Origin of the sequence: Sphingomonas sp., from assembly GCF_025362505.1 — a bacterium.
Classification (GTDB): domain Bacteria; phylum Pseudomonadota; class Alphaproteobacteria; order Sphingomonadales; family Sphingomonadaceae; genus Sphingomicrobium.
Genome location: NZ_JANYGG010000035.1, coordinates 1 through 14,723, shown reverse-complemented (window position 1 = coordinate 14,723; position 14,723 = coordinate 1). Strand labels below are relative to the sequence as shown.

The 14,723-nt window shown below is 65.1% G+C and carries 14 protein-coding genes, 1 tRNA gene and 1 pseudogene; 4 read left to right on the top strand and 12 right to left on the bottom strand.

Annotation, left to right across the window (positions count from 1 at the left end):
- Nucleotides 1–6: 6 nt before the first annotated feature.
- Nucleotides 7–83: transfer RNA gene (locus Q0R27_RS02910), tRNA-Arg, on the bottom strand.
- A 93-nt stretch (nt 84–176) separates the two neighbouring features.
- Between Q0R27_RS02910 and Q0R27_RS02905 the strand changes: the two genes are divergently transcribed.
- Nucleotides 177–683, top strand: coding sequence for a hypothetical protein (locus Q0R27_RS02905; RefSeq protein ID WP_293940730.1), 507 nt, complete (start codon nt 177–179; stop codon nt 681–683).
- Here the strand turns inward: Q0R27_RS02905 and Q0R27_RS02900 are convergent.
- Both Q0R27_RS02900 and hemB read right to left on the bottom strand, forming a co-directional pair.
- A complete protein-coding gene (locus Q0R27_RS02900; RefSeq protein WP_293940728.1) occupies nt 661–1,242 on the bottom strand; it encodes a GNAT family N-acetyltransferase in 582 nt (193 codons plus the stop codon). The two genes, Q0R27_RS02905 and Q0R27_RS02900, sit on opposite strands and share 23 nt — an antisense overlap.
- A gap of 46 nt (nt 1,243–1,288) precedes the next feature.
- Nucleotides 1,289–2,284, bottom strand: a complete 996-nt coding sequence (hemB, locus tag Q0R27_RS02895; protein WP_293940726.1) for a porphobilinogen synthase — start codon at nt 2,282–2,284, stop codon at nt 1,289–1,291.
- A 61-nt stretch (nt 2,285–2,345) separates the two neighbouring features.
- On the opposite strand from hemB, the gene Q0R27_RS02890 reads away from it, so the two are divergent.
- The gene (locus Q0R27_RS02890; RefSeq protein WP_293940724.1) at nt 2,346–3,308 is read left to right on the top strand and encodes a YegS/Rv2252/BmrU family lipid kinase; all 963 of its coding nucleotides are present in this window, start codon (nt 2,346–2,348) and stop codon (nt 3,306–3,308) included.
- 63 nt (nt 3,309–3,371) lie between these two features.
- Here the strand turns inward: Q0R27_RS02890 and Q0R27_RS02885 are convergent, their stop codons facing one another.
- The 9 genes from Q0R27_RS02885 to Q0R27_RS02845 all read right to left on the bottom strand — a co-directional run bounded on the left by Q0R27_RS02885 (nt 3,372) and on the right by Q0R27_RS02845 (nt 13,500).
- Complete coding sequence (locus Q0R27_RS02885; protein ID WP_293940722.1) at nt 3,372–3,806, bottom strand: hypothetical protein; 435 nt, start codon at nt 3,804–3,806, stop codon at nt 3,372–3,374.
- On the bottom strand, nt 3,803–4,633 hold the full coding sequence (locus Q0R27_RS02880; RefSeq protein ID WP_293940720.1) for an FAD:protein FMN transferase: 831 nt from the start codon (nt 4,631–4,633) through the stop codon (nt 3,803–3,805). Before Q0R27_RS02880 ends, Q0R27_RS02885 begins: the two co-directional genes overlap by 4 nt.
- Before the next feature lie 3 nt (nt 4,634–4,636).
- Complete coding sequence (locus Q0R27_RS02875; protein ID WP_293940718.1) at nt 4,637–5,179, bottom strand: FMN-binding protein; 543 nt, start codon at nt 5,177–5,179, stop codon at nt 4,637–4,639.
- Between the two features lie 3 nt (nt 5,180–5,182).
- Nucleotides 5,183–6,022: a DUF6662 family protein gene (locus Q0R27_RS02870; RefSeq protein ID WP_293940716.1), complete on the bottom strand. Its 840-nt coding sequence runs from the start codon at nt 6,020–6,022 to the stop codon at nt 5,183–5,185.
- A 172-nt stretch (nt 6,023–6,194) separates the two neighbouring features.
- Nucleotides 6,195–8,852 (bottom strand): valine--tRNA ligase, encoded by a 2,658-nt coding sequence (locus tag Q0R27_RS02865; RefSeq protein ID WP_293940714.1) that lies wholly within the window; start codon nt 8,850–8,852, stop codon nt 6,195–6,197.
- A gap of 37 nt (nt 8,853–8,889) precedes the next feature.
- Nucleotides 8,890–10,929 (bottom strand): S9 family peptidase, encoded by a 2,040-nt coding sequence (locus tag Q0R27_RS02860; RefSeq protein WP_293940712.1) that lies wholly within the window; start codon nt 10,927–10,929, stop codon nt 8,890–8,892.
- 41 nt (nt 10,930–10,970) lie between these two features.
- Entirely contained in the window at nt 10,971–11,399 is a 429-nt protein-coding gene (locus tag Q0R27_RS02855; protein ID WP_293940710.1) for a DUF2497 domain-containing protein, read from the bottom strand.
- A 14-nt stretch (nt 11,400–11,413) separates the two neighbouring features.
- Nucleotides 11,414–12,892, bottom strand: coding sequence for a TolC family outer membrane protein (locus Q0R27_RS02850; protein WP_293940708.1), 1,479 nt, complete (start codon nt 12,890–12,892; stop codon nt 11,414–11,416).
- 35 nt (nt 12,893–12,927) lie between these two features.
- On the bottom strand, nt 12,928–13,500 hold the full coding sequence (locus tag Q0R27_RS02845) for a protein-L-isoaspartate O-methyltransferase (RefSeq protein WP_293940706.1): 573 nt from the start codon (nt 13,498–13,500) through the stop codon (nt 12,928–12,930).
- Nucleotides 13,501–13,690: 190 nt separating this feature from the next.
- Here Q0R27_RS02845 and Q0R27_RS02840 point away from each other — a divergent pair, with 190 nt between their 5' ends.
- The gene (locus Q0R27_RS02840) at nt 13,691–14,629 is read left to right on the top strand and encodes a metalloregulator ArsR/SmtB family transcription factor (protein WP_293940704.1); all 939 of its coding nucleotides are present in this window, start codon (nt 13,691–13,693) and stop codon (nt 14,627–14,629) included.
- Nucleotides 14,626–14,723 (top strand): annotated as a pseudogene (locus Q0R27_RS02835) (methylenetetrahydrofolate reductase [NAD(P)H]); the annotation flags it as partial. The gene Q0R27_RS02840 and the pseudogene Q0R27_RS02835, both read left to right, overlap by 4 nt.

The window sequence follows — 14,723 nt, the reverse complement described above, 5'->3', positions numbered from 1 at the left end:
GAAAATTGGCGCGCCCGGAACGATTCGAACGTCCGACCCTCAGATTCGTAGTCTGATGCTCTATCCAGCTGAGCTACGGGCGCGCGGCAGGGCTGGCACATAGGGGGGCTTTCCGGAGCGCGCAACCCCGCAGCGGCGCGATTGCGCGCGGGCCGCCGCGATCCTAGACGGAGCGAATGAAGTGCCCTGTCCTGCTCGTCGCGATGCTCCTGCCTCTGGTCGGAGCCTGTTCCGCGCCGAAGATCTCGCCACGCTCGCTGGCGCCGCGCGCGGCCGAGGCGATCGATCCGCGCTTGCCGGTCGAACAGGCGCTGGTCGAACGGCGGTTGAGCGGGTCGGTGACCGCGCGGATTGCGGACTATCTGGCGGCGGCGCGGGCTGGCGAGGCGGCGTTCCGCGCGATGCTCGGCCCGGCACAGCGCGCGGCGGCGGCGGCCGGACCGGCACAGAGCGAGAGCTGGATCTCGGCGCAGCAGTCATTGTCGGCGCTCGAGGCGGCGCGAGCGGCGACGCCCATGGCGCTGAGCGATATCGATGCGTTGGCGGCGGCAGCGGTGAAGGCCAGTGGCGGGATCGGCACGTCCGAGCTTGCCGCGATTCAGGCGGCGGCGCGGGAAGCGGCCGCGATCGACCAGGCCCAGCGGCGCGAGATCGACGCGCTCAATGCCCGGATCGGGAGCTGAGCCATTCCTTGCCCTCGATGCGATAAACGATCGTCGGGTTGAGCTCGGGACCATAGCGCGGATCGGTGAAGTCGAGGTCGGCGCGGCGGGTCATCCTGAGCTTTTCCATCAGGCGCCGGCTTGCGTCATTGCCCGCGACGGTCAGCGCAACGGCGTGCGGCGCCGCATAGCGGGTGAAGGCGAGGTCGAGGCTGGCGATTGCGGCTTCGGTGGCATAGCCGTGGCCCCACGCAGCCTCACGCAGCCGCCAGCCGATCTCGTGCTGGCCGGTGAGGTCGGTGCCGCCCGCGTTGACCCGCTTGAGGCCGCAGAAGCCGAGCAATTCGCCTGACAGGTGGCCGCCGTCTGGCTTGCGCTCAGCGATCCAGAAGGTGTGGCCGAAGTCGCGCTGGAAGCCGGCGATCCGCTCGAACGCGGCGTGCCATTTCGCGGGGGTCTGCACCCCGCCGAGCCAGCGCATCACCGGCGCGGTATTCATGATCGCGTAGAAACGCGCTTCGTCGTCGAGGCGCCAGTCGCGCAGGATCAGGCGGTCGGTAGTGGTGACGGTATCGGTCATGGGTCTTTCCGGAAGGCAATCAGGTCAAGGGCGCCGCGCGCCTCGCTCAAGTGGCGAGCAACCTTGCGGCGTCGCGCGCGTGGTAGGTCAGGACGCCGGTCGCGCCGGCGCGCTTGAACGCCATCAAGGTCTCGAGAATCAGCGCATCACGGTCGCCCGCTCCGGCGGCGGCGGCGGCTTCGATCATCGCATATTCACCCGACACGGCATAGGCGAAGGTCGGCACGCCGAAGCGGTCTTTCACCCGCGCCAGCACGTCGAGATAGGCGAGGCCGGGCTTGACCATGACCATGTCGGCGCCCTCGGCGAGGTCCATTGCGACTTCGCGCAGGGCTTCGGCGCCGTTGGCCGGGTCCATCTGGTAGCCGCGCTTGTCGCCCTTCAGCAGCCCGCGCGATCCGACCGCGTCGCGGAACGGGCCGTAGAAGGCCGAGGCGTACTTCGCGGCATAAGCCATGATCGCGACATTGCGGTGGCCGTCGGCTTCGAGCGCGGCGCGGATCGCGCCGACGCGGCCGTCCATCATGTCCGAGGGCGCGACGATATCGGCGCCGGCGCGGGCCTGGGCGAGCGCCTGGCCGACGAGCTGCTCGGTGGTCTCGTCGTTGAGGACATAGCCGGCTTCGTCGACCAGCCCGTCGTGGCCGTGCGCGGTGTAGGGATCGAGCGCGACGTCGGTGAGGATGCCGACCTCGGGCACCGCATCCTTGATCGTCCGGATCGCGCGGCACATGAGGTTGTCGTCGTTGAGCGCTTCCTCGCCGCGGTCGGAGCGCAGATGCGGCGGGGTGTTGGGGAACAGCGCGATGCACGGGATGCCGAGGTCGCGTGCTTCGCGGGCGCGGTCGGCGAGGCGGTCGACGGTCCAGCGGCTGACCCCGGGCAGCGTCGCGATCGGCTCCTCCGCGCCCTGCCCCTCGGCGACGAACAACGGCCAGATAAGGTCGCTCGGGGTCAGGTGATGCTCGGCGAGCATGGCGCGGATCCACGGGGCGGAACGGCCGCGGCGCATGCGCATGGCGGGAAATGTGGGCTGTGACATGGTGGATGGTTTAGCGCGAGGATGGCGCGGAAAGAAAGCCGCCGCCGATCATTATGCTTGCGTGCCCAGCCGCTCCCTCCCCCGCCCCTTGCCCAAACAGGCAATTCTGGTCGTCAACGCGCACAGCCGCAAAGGGCGCGAGGCGTTCGACGAGGCGCGCTCGAAGCTCGCCGCTGCGGGAGTTCGGCTGCTGGACTCTCACGCGGTTGAGGATCCGTCGCAGATGGACAGCGTGATGATCGCGGCGATCACGGCCGCGCCGATGGTTATTGTCGGCGGTGGCGACGGATCGCTGTCGTCTAGTGTCGATCATTTCCTTGGCCAGGATACGGTGTTCGCGATCCTGCCGCTGGGAACCGCGAACAGCTTCGCGCGGACGTTGGGGGTTCCTCTCGATCTCGACGGCGCGATCAAGGTTATTGCCAACGGTCGTGCGCGGAGGATCGACCTTGGCTGTATCGATGGCGATTATTTCGTCAACGCGGCGGCCCTGGGGCTGTCGCCGATGATTGCCGAAACGGTGCCGCACAAGCTGAAACGCTATCTCGGCCGGGTCGGCTACCTCGGCTGGGCGCTGCGCTGTGCCGTCAAGTTCCAACCATTCCGCCTGACCGTGACCCACAATGGCAAGTGCGAGCGGATGTGGGCGACCGAGGTGCGGATTGCCAACGGGACGCACCACGGCGGGGCGGAAATGATCGAGAGTGCCGAGCTCGATAGCGGCGAGATCGTCGTCCAGGCGGTCACCGGAAAGAGCGTCGCCGGGCTGGCGTGGAGCTGGTTTGCGATCCTCTTCAAATTGTCGGGGCGCGAGCAGACGGTGACCGAATTTCGCGGGCGCGAAATGCGGATCGAGACGCGGCCGCGATTGAATATCTCGATCGACGGCGAGGTAACTGCACGGACCCCGGTAACGGTGAGCGTCGCGCGCGGTGCGATCGAGGTCGCGGCGCCACTTGAGGAACAGGACGGCGCGCTAGCCCAGTCGCGCCAGCGCCGCGCTCAGGCGCCCGGTCCCTTTTAGAAAGCGGCGGCGCGCTTTTGCCGCAGTAGCCACGGATGAAAAGCGGAAATTAATTGATCGCTATCACCGAGTTCGGAGGACGTGAAACAGAATGGCTGGCACGGCGAGCAGCCCTAGACTCCAGTGGGTAACGCTGATCCAATTCCTTAAAATATCGTCACTCACATAGTAAAGGCCAAGCGCCGTAAGAGAGAGCACAAGAATATTTCCAGCCAGCGCCGAACCGCTCAACCGATTTCGACCAAGAATCCAGCCCAGCTTGATATGCACTGGGATGAGCGAGCCGAGCACTACCATAAAAAAATAGGCGCCAATTCCGTGGGCGACGATCGACCAATGTTCTGCGGGGTGATGTTCAGGACCGAATTCGCTAGGCACGCGAACAAACCAGTCAAGCAACAGCCACGCTATCCCCGTCGCGAGAATCAATCCGAGACTCAAGTAGATTGACCATTCTTGCCAGCGGGACAGTCGGGTCGGTCGGTCGTCACCCGTCATGCGATGGCCTTTGCCGCCCACAGGGGCTGGATACACTGATCGCTTTCGATAACAAACGCCTCGGCTTCATGATCACGGACCAGTATTTCGGCCCTTGGGCCCATTACCCAGACGATCTTGGCCAGGGCGTCAGCATCGCACGCAGTGGGGGCGCAAACGGTGACGGACATCCAATTGTGCATTGAACGGCGAAGATGGCTGAAATCGAGGTGGCTTGGTCCGACGGGCAATCCGGCACTGGTTGCAAGCGCCGTGTTCATAATCCTGGTACTCACAAGCGGCTGACGAGACGAGGGATCGGGAACGATGACGAGCCAAGCATGGTCACCGAAGACGCGAAGATCGCCACCTGCGTTGACTAGCCCGCGCATTGCCCCGGCCTCGCGCATCGCATCGATTGCCCTGTCAACCGCATAGCCCTTGGCGATGCCGCCCAGATCAAGGCACGCTGGCCGATCGAGCCTGACACTGTTTCCATTAATCCTGACCGCTCTCCAGTCCGCGAAAGGATCCGGCAATGGTTGGCCGGGATGCCGTGGCAGGGCTCCCCGTGCCAGCGACCGCCGACCGGCGCTGACAATGTCGAACGCAGCGTCGCTTACTTCGGCCCAGCGCATTGCGCATCGCAGGACGTCTGCCGTTGTCGCGTTTACGGCTACATCCTCACGGTGCGCTCCGCAATTGATCCGACTGACATCGCTGGCAGGGTCATGGGCACTCATCAGCCGATGAATCTCCTCAATGGCAGCGAAACCTGCGTCAGCCTCGATCAATCGATCGCACTCGATTTCGATGAACGTGCCAAGCCACGGTCGACAGCGCCTCAACCTTCAGGCCCGCAGCAGCAGGTCGAACGTTGCCAGCAGTCGCCGCACTCCATCCGTGACGTGGCGCGACGAGAGCGTCGCCCCAGAAATGTTTCGAATGTCGGCTCCCAGCCGGATTGCAGACCCTGCCCGTCTGCCGACGAACTGCTGACGCCATCCCGGATTACGAATTTCGCCGCCATAGGTCTCGCGGTAATCGAGGATCTCAAGTCCGCGCACTACGCCGGAAGCATCAAGGGCAAGCGCGTAGGTGATCAATTCATGCTTGCCCGTCACGCGATCGACGAACAACCATCCCAGTCGGCCGGATGGCGCACGAACTTCCCAAACGGGCTGCGTCGGACCAGGGACAATGCCAGCCGCCTTACCGACCGCCTTGCGTTGCGCAGGGCTGAGCAGGAGCGTGCGGTCCACGAAGGCAGACGCTGTGGGAAACATCTGGTGCTGTGCTTGGGCGACGCTCAGATATTGAGTAGCCTGGACCGGTGACGCCGTTCCGACGAGCGCCACCGGGATCATCGCGTACCAGGAAGAGGAATTGGTCATCGGCTAGAAGTTATAACCAAGCTTCAGGCGAATTTCGCGCTTTTCGTAGTCGGCCAAGTTGAGCGAGTTTGAGCGAACCTTGGGACCGCCGCTAATCTGGGGCTGATAGCTGAATGTCGCCCACCATTTGCGGGTGGCATAATGGACCGTCGGGCCAAAGAAAATCGCATAGTCGGAGCGATGGAATTCGTTGGGGAAATTCTCATAGGCCGCCGTGTAGCGCCCTTCCGCGCCCAGATGCAGACCAGGGGCGACGTTATAGGCCAGGCCGCTGGACAGTTCGAATTCCAACTCCGACTCCCAGTCACCGCCGCCTTTATGTTCGAACTCCTGCTCGGCGGTAACATTGCCGACCCAGATCAATTTATCGTTCATAAAGTTTTTCTGAAGGAGAAGCTTGGTTTCCAGGCTGACCTGGTTGGCCCGTTCGCCTGATTTTTTGCCGTAACGCGCGAAGCCGGGCTCGACATAGAGCGCGACGCCGATGCCGTCCTTGTAGGGGCTGGTAAAGGCATATTTGAATGAGGCCTGCATCCCATTCCACGCGAAGTTGCGATCTTGATTTTCGAGCTCTGGCTCGAGACCACTGATGTGGTGCGAGATGAAATTGACATAGGCCGAGGCCTGAAAACGATCCGAAAATCCGTGCTCGAGCTCGAACTTGTAATCTTGGGCGTTGTAAGACCCACGGTCTTTCCCGCGCCGATCGGTCGCCCAGAGATAGGCTTCGGTTCCACCCTTAGGCAGAGTTTCGCTACCGTAGCTGTAGGCGAAGACATTCTCGTCCGCATGGGCGACCTGCGGCGCCATCAGAATGGATGTGGCAAGTGCGACGGCATTCAATGTAAATTTCATAGGTCTGCAAGGCCCCGGCGGAATCAACGTAAGTCTCGCTAATGCGACGCGTTCGCAATGACAAGCGATTTTTTGGGGGTTATCTGCAAGGGCGGTGTGGTCATCTCCGGCAATTTAAGCAGTTATCTCGATACCCCTCCTTGAGAGGGAGGGGATTAGTTCACCCCAATCGCGCCAGCGCCGCGCTCAGACGCTCGACCTCCGCGGCGCGGGCGTCGTGGTCGGCGCGGGCCTTCTCGACCGCTTCGGGCTTGGCGCGCTCGGCGAAGGCGGGGTTGGCGAGACGGGAGGCGAGGCCATCGCGGTCCTTGGCGGCGACGGCGATCGCTTTTTCGAGGCGGGCGCGTTCGGCGTCGAGGTCGATCGTATCCGGGACAACTACAATGTAGCTTCGGCCATCAACGACGATTTGAATGCCCTTCTCATCCCCTACAAACATCGTGTTAAATGGTTCCGGGGATTCGTTGTAGGGAAACGAACCAGCTCTACCTTGAAACATCTGCGTCTTTGTCATTCTCGTAAAAACTGCCGCATGCTCAAACATGCTTGTGCGAGCGGAAATGTCATCATCTGCAAACTGCAGCCGCAACATCTCCGACCAAGGCAGATTGAATTCGGAACGAACGGATCTGACCTCCGCAATGAGGTTTATGATTTCCTGCATTGAAGCGGCAGCATGTGTGTCGCGGGATGCCTTAGGAGCCGGCCACTGCGCCACGATGAGATCGTAATCCCGCACCCCCATCGCATGCCACAGCTCCTCGGTGATGAACGGCATCAGCGGGTGGAGCATGACGAGGATCTGGTCGAACGCCCAGCCTGCGACGGCGCGGGTCTCGTCGTCGAAACCGCCTTTAACCAACTCGACGTACCAGTCGCAGAAGGTCGCCCAAGTGAATTGGTAGATCGCGTTGGCGGTTTCGTCGAAGCGGAGGTCGGCCAGCGCCTGGTCCATCTTCGCCAGCGTCTCGACGACTTCGCCGATGATCCAGCGGTTGACGGGCAGGGCTGCCGGTGGGGCAGCGAGCGTGGTGCTGGCGCCGACGCCATTGCCCTGAAGGAAGCGCGCGGCGTTCCACAGCTTGGTGGCGAAGTTGCGGTAGCCTTCGACGCGTTTTTCATCCAATTTGATGTCGCGGCCCTGGCTCTCCATCGCCGCCATCGTGAAGCGCAGCGCGTCGGCACCGTAGCGATCGATCAGGCCGAGCGGGTCGACCGTGTTGCCCTTCGACTTGGACATTTTCTGGCCGTGGGCGTCGCGGACAAGGCCGTGGAGATAGAGCGTCTTCCACGGGGGCGCGCCCATGAACTCGATCCCCTGCATCGCCATCCGCGCGTCCCAGAAGAACAAGATGTCGAAGCCCGAGATGAGCACGTCGTTGGGATAATGGCGGGCGAGGTCGGTCGTCTGCTCCGGCCAGCCAAGCGTCGCGAACGGCCAGAGGGCGGACGAGAACCAAGTGTCGAGGACGTCTTCGTCACGGCGGAGCGTCTTGCCCGGGGCCAGCGCCTGCGCCTGTTCTTCGGTCTCGGCGACGAAGATTTCGCCGTCCTCGTCGAACCACGCCGGGATGCGGTGGCCCCACCACAGCTGCCGCGAGACGCACCAGGGCTGGATATTTTCGAGCCAGTTGAACCAGGTCTTGGCCCAGCTCTCAGGCACGACCTTGACCGCGCCGGACTTGACCGCCTCGATTGCGGGCTTGGCGAGGGTCGCAGCGTCGACATACCATTGGTCGGTCAGCCACGGCTCGATGACGACGCCCGAACGATCGCCAAGCGGAGTGGCGATGGTGCGGTCTTCGACTTTGACCAGCGCCTCGCCGAGGGCATCGACCACCGCCTTGCGTGCTTCGAAGCGGTCGAGACCGATCAGTTCGTCGGGGATGCCGCCGCACTGGACGACCTTTGCCGAGGCATCGAACATGTTGAGCATGTCGCCGGGCTTGAACCCGGCGCGCTTGCCGACCTCGAAATCGTTGAAATCATGGCCCGGGGTGATCTTGACCGCGCCCGAGCCGAGTTCGGGGTCGGCATGTTCGTCGGTGATGATCGGTATCTCGCGCCCGGTGATCGGCAGCTTGACCATCTTGCCGACCAGCGCCGTGTAGCGCTCGTCGGTCGGGTGGACCGCGACCGCCATGTCGGCGAGCATCGTCTCGGGGCGGGTGGTGGCGACTTCGACGTACCCCGAGCCATCGGCTAGCGGGTAGCGCAGGGTCCAGAACTTGCCCTGCACCTCGCGCGTTTCGACCTCGAGGTCCGAGATCGCGCTCTGGAATTTGGGGTCCCAGTTGACGAGGCGCTTGTCGCGATACAGCAGCCTGCGTTTGTGGAGCTCGACGAAAACGTGGGTGACGGCCTTGCTGAAACCCTCGTCCATCGTGAACCGCTCGTTGGCCCAGTCGCATGACGCGCCCAGCCGGCGCAGCTGCTGCGTGATCTGGCCGCCGCTCTCGGCTTTCCATTCCCACACCTTCGCGACGAATTCATCGCGGGTGAAATCGGTGCGTTTCCTGCCCGCGGCGTCGAGCTGGCGTTCGACGACCATCTGCGTGGCGATGCCGGCATGGTCGGTGCCAACGACCCACAGCGCGTCCTTGCCCTGCAACCGCGCGTGGCGGACGAGGATATCCTGCAGCGTAATGTCGAGCGCATGGCCGATGTGGAGCGAGCCGGTGACATTGGGCGGCGGCATGACGATGGTGAACGGGATCGCGTCGGGGAGGTCGGGGCGGAACAGCCCCTGCCCTTCCCAATGGGCGTACCAGCGGGCTTCGATCGCGGCGGGGTCGAAGGTCTTGGCGAGTTCGGTCATGGGCGAGCGGGTAGCGGCCCCGCTCGCCATACTCAACCTAGCGTGCCGCAGGCGCGGTCCAGCGGTTCATCCAGCCGAGCACCTCGCCATACCACTGCACTGAGTTCTTGGGCTTGAGCACCCAGTGATTCTCGTCCGGGAACACCACCAGCCGCGAGGGAATGCCCTTGCGCTGGAGCGCGGTGTAGGCGGCGATCCCTTGCGTGTAGGGGATACGGAAATCCTTTTCGCCGGTGATGACGAGCTGCGGGGTGCTCCACTTGGCGACATGGTTGACCGGGTTCCACCGCTCGAACGCCTGCGGGTCCTCGTAATACGCCTTGCCGCCATGCTCCCACTCGTCGAACCACAGTTCCTCGGTCTCGTAGGCCATCGCCCGCGCGTCGAACACGCCGTCATGCTGGACGATGCAGCGGAAGCGGTCGGGCCAATTCCCCTCGATCCAGTTCATCATATAGCCTCCGTAAGAGGCGCCCAATGCGCAGGCATTGTCCGCCTGCAACTGCGGATCGCGTGAGGTGGCGAAGGCGAGCCCCGCCTTGAGATCCTCGAGCGGCCAGCCGCCCCAATTGTTGCGGATCGCGTCGGTGAAGGCTTGGCCGTAACCGGTCGAGCCGTGGAAATCGACGCTGACCACGCCATAGCCCGCGCTCGCCATCACGCGCGGGTTCCAGCGGTACGACCAGTCATTGCCGAAGCTGCCCTGCGGCCCGCCGTGGACTAAGAACGCGATCGGCAGGGTCGAATTGCGGACCGGCTTGACCTTGATCCCCCACACGCGGTCGTTGTTGGCCCCGGTGAAATTGAAGCGGTCGAGCGTGACCGGGTCGAGCTGGGCAAGAAGGTCGCGGTTGACCGCAGTCAGCGCGGTGGTGTGGCCAGCGGCGTCGGTGCGATAAAGCTCGTCGGGGGCCATGATCGAGTTGCTAGTATAGACCACCGATCCGTCGGCGAGCGGGTGCGCGTTGCCGGTGTGGCCATCGAGTGTGAGCCGGGTCACTTCGCCGCTGGCGATGTCGACGCGGAACAGCGGGTGTTCGAGCGTATCGTCGGCCCCGACGATCAGGCTGCGGCCGTCGGCGGCCCAGCTCAGCTCGCCGACCGAGCGGTCCCAATTGTCGGCAATCTGGCGCGTTTCGCCGGTAGCGAGATTGCGCAGGCGGATTTTCTGGCGGTCGGCCTCGTAGCCCGGGCGATCCATCGCGACATAGGCAAGCGTGCGGCCGTCGGGCGACGGGCTCGGCAGCGTGTCGGTAGCGAGGTTGCCCGCAGTGAGGTTGGTGGGCGTCGAGCCGTCGAGGCGAACATTCCAGATGTCGAGGTTAGTCGAGCGCGGCTCGACTGCGTCGGCCTGCCGCATCGTAAAGAACACCGATCGGCTGTCAGGCGCCCAAGCGAGCTCCTCATTGCCGCCGAACGGCTTGCCCGGCGCGTGGCCGGTGAGGGTCGAGGTGAGCGCGGTGGCCTTGCCGCTGGCGAGGTTGATCGCGAACAAGCGGCTGAACTCTCCCGGGGTCGCCCAGCTATCCCAATGGCGGATGAAGCCGCTGTTTTCATAGACGCGGGCCGAACCGGGAGTCGCGGTCTTGGTCGGGCAGCCGGCGAGATCGCAGCCTGCGCCAACATCGGCATAGGCGAGCAGCTTCGCGCCGTCGGGGGAGACCAGGAAGCCGTTGACGTCGATCTTGCTGTGCGTGACCTGGACGGGCTTACCGCCGCGCATCATGCGATAGACTTGCGATACGCCGGACTTGCTCGACAGATAATAGATCGAACGGCCGTCAGGGGCGAAGGCAGGGGATCCTTCATTCTCGCCCGGGGTCGCGGTCAGGCGGACCGGGGTCGCGCCGGGACGGATCAGGTCGAGCGAATAGAGATCGGTGCTCCGCTTGCCCGCCGTCATGTCGGTCGTGCTCAGCGAAAACAGCGCGGTGCGGCCATCGCGCGACACTGCCGGATCGGCCAGCCGGTGCATCATGTGCATATCGGCGGCGGTCATCGGCCGCGCGGCGAGCGGGGTGCCAAAGGTGAAGGCGGTGAGCGCAAGCGCGGCGGTTGAGAAAAGAATATGTTTCATGCGCAACGGAGTAGCGAAGGCACCGGCCAACGCAATCCCCTCTAGTTGATCGGCGTGCCCGTGATTCGGCCGATTTCGCGGCGGACGTGGTCGTCGACGATGTCCGACAGATGCGCGTCGAGCCATTCCTTCATCATCGGCCGGATCATCTCGCGGACCATCGCCTCGAACGGATTGACGAGCGGCGGCGGGGGCGCGGCGGCGGCGACCTCCTGCAGCGCGGCGAGTCTCTGGCGGCTGCTGTCGACCGCTTGCTCCGAGGCGAGCGGCGGGCCGAGGTCGACCGGTTCGCGGGTCGGTTCCGCGATCACGGCCTCGATTGGCTGGTCCAGTTCGAGGACGTCTTCGTCCTCGTCGTCGAGCTCCGTGGACGGTGGCGGCGCGGCGGCGCGCAGCTCTTTCTCCTCCGCGATCACTTTCTTGATCGAGGCGAGAATGTCTTCCATCGACGGTTCGCGGGCGCCCTGCATGGCGAACCTATCGCCTATTGATTGGGTCCTGTCATCCCCACCGGGTTCACGGGCGTTGCCGGGGTCGGCATTTCGGCGGGAACGACGGTCCGCGTCGCGACCGCGGTCGGGTTGCGATCGTTGGCCCAGTCGTTGGCGTTGTGCGCGACGTGGCGGTAATTGCCGAGCGGATCGTAGAGCGGCCCGCCGTCGAGCCCGAGCGTATCGGCCTGTGCCTGGCCCATCGCGTTGAGCAGCTGGAACCCGGCGACATAGGCGTCGCGCCGGGCGGTGACGAGCTGGACCTGGCTGTTGAGCAATTCCTGCTCGGCGTTGAGCACGTCGAGCACGGTGCGCGTGCCGACCGTTCGTTCGGCGCGGGCGCCTTCGAGCGCGAGAGTGTTGGCGCTGACAGCGGTCTGGTTGGCGGTGATCGCGCCCAGCGCCGACTGGTAGGTGGCGAATGCCGAGCGAGTGGTGGCGACGACGGCGCGTTCGGTGCCGACCGTCTGCTCGAGCAGCTGGCCCTCGATCGCCTGCGCCTGGCGGATGCGCGCGGCGGGGAGCCCGCCCTGGTAGAACGGCACCCGCCCCTGGACGCCGATCGAGGTCGACGATCCGAACAGCGCGCTGCTCTGGCCGGTGTTGGGATTGAAGCCCGCGACGCCGGAAAAATCGCGAACATAACTGGCCGCGGCGACCCCCGACAGCGTCGGCAGCCGGCCCGCGCGCGCGGTGCGGACGTCAATCCCGGCCGCCTCGGCTTGGCGCAGCACCGAGATCAGGTCGGGATTGCCGAGCAGCGCGATCTGCACCGCCTGGTCGGCACTGACCGGGAGCGGCGGAAGCGGCGGCGGCGGTTGCAGCGCGCCCGGCGCCTTGCCGATCACCCGACGGTAATTCTCCTCGCTGACGGTTAGCCGGCCCTGAGCGGTAGCCAAGCTGGACCGGACCAGCGACAGCCGCGCCTCGCTCTGCGCTACGTCGGTGCGGGTCAGGTCGCCGATCTTGAACCGGTTGCCGGTCGCCTCGAAGTTGGTCGACAGGACTCTGACATTGTTCTGGTTGAGTTCAACGATCGCGCGGTCGCGGATTACGTCCATATAGGCCGTTACCGCATCGACGAACACGTCGCCCTCGACCGCTCGCAGCGTGGCTCGGCCAGCATCGACGCGGGTCTTCGCCGCCTTGACACTGTTGCGCACGCTTCCGCCCGAATAGAGCGGCACCGAGAGGTTGACCCCGCTATTGAGGAACGGACCCTTGCTGACCCGCTGCAGCGTGCCCACCTGGGTCAGATCCCGACCGAGGCTCGCCGTGCCGACAACGCTTGGCCGGCCGGCGGCGCGGGCGATGGCGACGTTGGCGTCGGTAGCGCGGAGCGAGGCGCGCTGGGCGGTGATCGTCGGGTTGGCATTGTAGGTCGAGACGAGCGCTTCGCGCAGCGAGTCGGCCGAGGCTGGCGCGGCGGCAAAGGCGAGCAGCGCGAGGGCGGTAGCGATCGGGCGGGTCATGAATATACTCGTGCGGTATTTGGACGGGATAGCGGTCAGAAGGTGAAGGCGGGCGGCCGGGTGAAAGCGGCGAGCATTGCAATCTCGCTGTCGGCGAAGCTCGTCATGACGACGCCGCCGCCAGCCTTGCGGCCGATGGCGAGGCGAGTGACGCCGTTCTCGACCAGCCCGGTGACGAGACGGCCGCCGGGAGCGAGCGCGTCGGACAAGCTGGCTGGCAGATCGGCGATTGCGCCTTCGATGAGGATCAGGTCGAACGGTCCGGCGGCGCTGTCGATCGGCGCACTGGCGTTCGATTCGGTCGTGACCAGCCCGATCGCGCGCAGGAGCGCGGCGGCGTAGGCGGGCGCCGAACCGACGACGAGCGCTTTCTGGCCGGGCTCGGGCGCGGCGGCGTTGAGCAGCAGGGCAAGCGGGGTCGGCGGAAGCATCACGCCGCCGTCGACCGGGATGGCGCGGTCGAAATAGGCGAAGTCACGCGCTTCGGCCGGGACATGGTCCTCGCGCGGCACGCTGGCCATCGCAGCGAGCACCGCGCGGTCGGTTACGCCTTGCGGGCGCAACTGGCTGTCGATCATAGCCCGGCGGGCGAACGCATTATTCGGCATGGCAGCCTCGTTCCTCATAGCTGTTATATAGAGCTAATACAGCCCGGGTTCAATCAGGTCATAGTGGGCCGGGCGGGCAAGGCCAAGCTTGTGCTTCCGCCCCCCGTCGAAAAGACGCGCGGACGATCGTTGGTCGCCGCCGCGCCGGTCTTGGCTTGACTGACATATAAAGACATCCTTATATCGTCACATGCCGTTGATAGACATCTTCCGCGCACTTGCCGACCCGTCGCGCCTGCGGATCGTGCAGCTACTGCGCGAGATGGAACTGTCGGTCGGCGAAATCGCGCAGGTGCTCGGGCAAAGCCAGCCGCGTGTGTCGCGTCATATCAAGGTGCTGGTCGATGCCGGGTTGGCGCTCAGGCGGCGCGAGGGCAGCTCGATCTTCCTGACCTGCGCGCCCTCGGCACTGGCGCTGCCGCTGTTCAACCTGCTCGACGCCGCCGCCGGGGCAGAAGGCGATCACTGGACCCGCGCCGACCGCGTGCGGCTGGCGGCGGTGCGGGCTGATCGTTCGGTCGCCGCGACACGCTGGTTCGCGGCGCACGCGACCGAGTGGGACAAGATTCGCTCGCTCCACGTCCCCGAGGCCGAGGTCGAGGCGGCGATGGCCGAGATATTGGGAAACGAGCTCGGCCGGCTGGTCGATATCGGCACCGGCACCGGGCGGATCCTTGAGCTGCTCGGCCCCGCCGCCGCCCAAGCGATCGGGATCGACCGCAGCCCCGAAATGCTCCGCCTCGCGCGGGCCAAGCTCGACGGGCTTGGCTACGAGCTTCGCCAGGGCGACATCAACGCGCTCCAGTTGGCCGACGGCAGCGCCGACACGATCACGCTCCACCAGGTACTCCACTTCCTCCCCGCCCCCGCCAGCGCGATCGCCGAATGCGCGCGGTTGCTGAGCGACGACGGCGCGCTGCTGATCGTCGACTTCGCCCCGCACGAGCGCGAAGAATTGCGCATCGATCATGCCCATGCCCGGCTCGGCTTCTCCGACGAGCAGGTCGCCGGCTGGCTCGCGGCGGCGGGGCTGCGGCTGGCCGAGACTCGCGAGCTCAAGGGCGGCGAACTGACGATCAAGCTGTGGCGTAGCGAGCTCGCGCGCAACGCGAAGGTGAAGGCGGCATGACCTCGGACCAACCGCTCTACGCCGATCTTCATGGCGACATCGGCGTGTCGTTCGAATTCTTCCCGCCCAAGAACGAGAAGATGGAAGCGACGCT

Excerpts from the sequence above, each read along its gene's own strand:
- Q0R27_RS02850 (WP_293940708.1), bottom strand. The coding sequence starts at position 12,892 with ATGACCCGCCCGATCGCTACCGCCCTCGCGCTGCTCGCCTTTGCCGCC.
- Q0R27_RS02855 (WP_293940710.1), bottom strand. The coding sequence starts at position 11,399 with ATGCAGGGCGCCCGCGAACCGTCGATGGAAGACATTCTCGCCTCGATC.
- Q0R27_RS02900 (WP_293940728.1), bottom strand. The coding sequence starts at position 1,242 with ATGACCGATACCGTCACCACTACCGACCGCCTGATCCTGCGCGACTGG.
- Q0R27_RS02845 (WP_293940706.1), bottom strand. The coding sequence starts at position 13,500 with ATGCCGAATAATGCGTTCGCCCGCCGGGCTATGATCGACAGCCAGTTG.
- Q0R27_RS02860 (WP_293940712.1), bottom strand. The coding sequence starts at position 10,929 with ATGAAACATATTCTTTTCTCAACCGCCGCGCTTGCGCTCACCGCCTTC.
- Q0R27_RS02885 (WP_293940722.1), bottom strand. The coding sequence starts at position 3,806 with ATGACGGGTGACGACCGACCGACCCGACTGTCCCGCTGGCAAGAATGG.
- Q0R27_RS02840 (WP_293940704.1), top strand. The coding sequence starts at position 13,691 with ATGCCGTTGATAGACATCTTCCGCGCACTTGCCGACCCGTCGCGCCTG.
- Q0R27_RS02905 (WP_293940730.1), top strand. The coding sequence starts at position 177 with ATGAAGTGCCCTGTCCTGCTCGTCGCGATGCTCCTGCCTCTGGTCGGA.
- Q0R27_RS02875 (WP_293940718.1), bottom strand. The coding sequence starts at position 5,179 with ATGACCAATTCCTCTTCCTGGTACGCGATGATCCCGGTGGCGCTCGTC.
- Q0R27_RS02865 (WP_293940714.1), bottom strand. The coding sequence starts at position 8,852 with ATGACCGAACTCGCCAAGACCTTCGACCCCGCCGCGATCGAAGCCCGC.
- hemB (WP_293940726.1), bottom strand. The coding sequence starts at position 2,284 with ATGTCACAGCCCACATTTCCCGCCATGCGCATGCGCCGCGGCCGTTCC.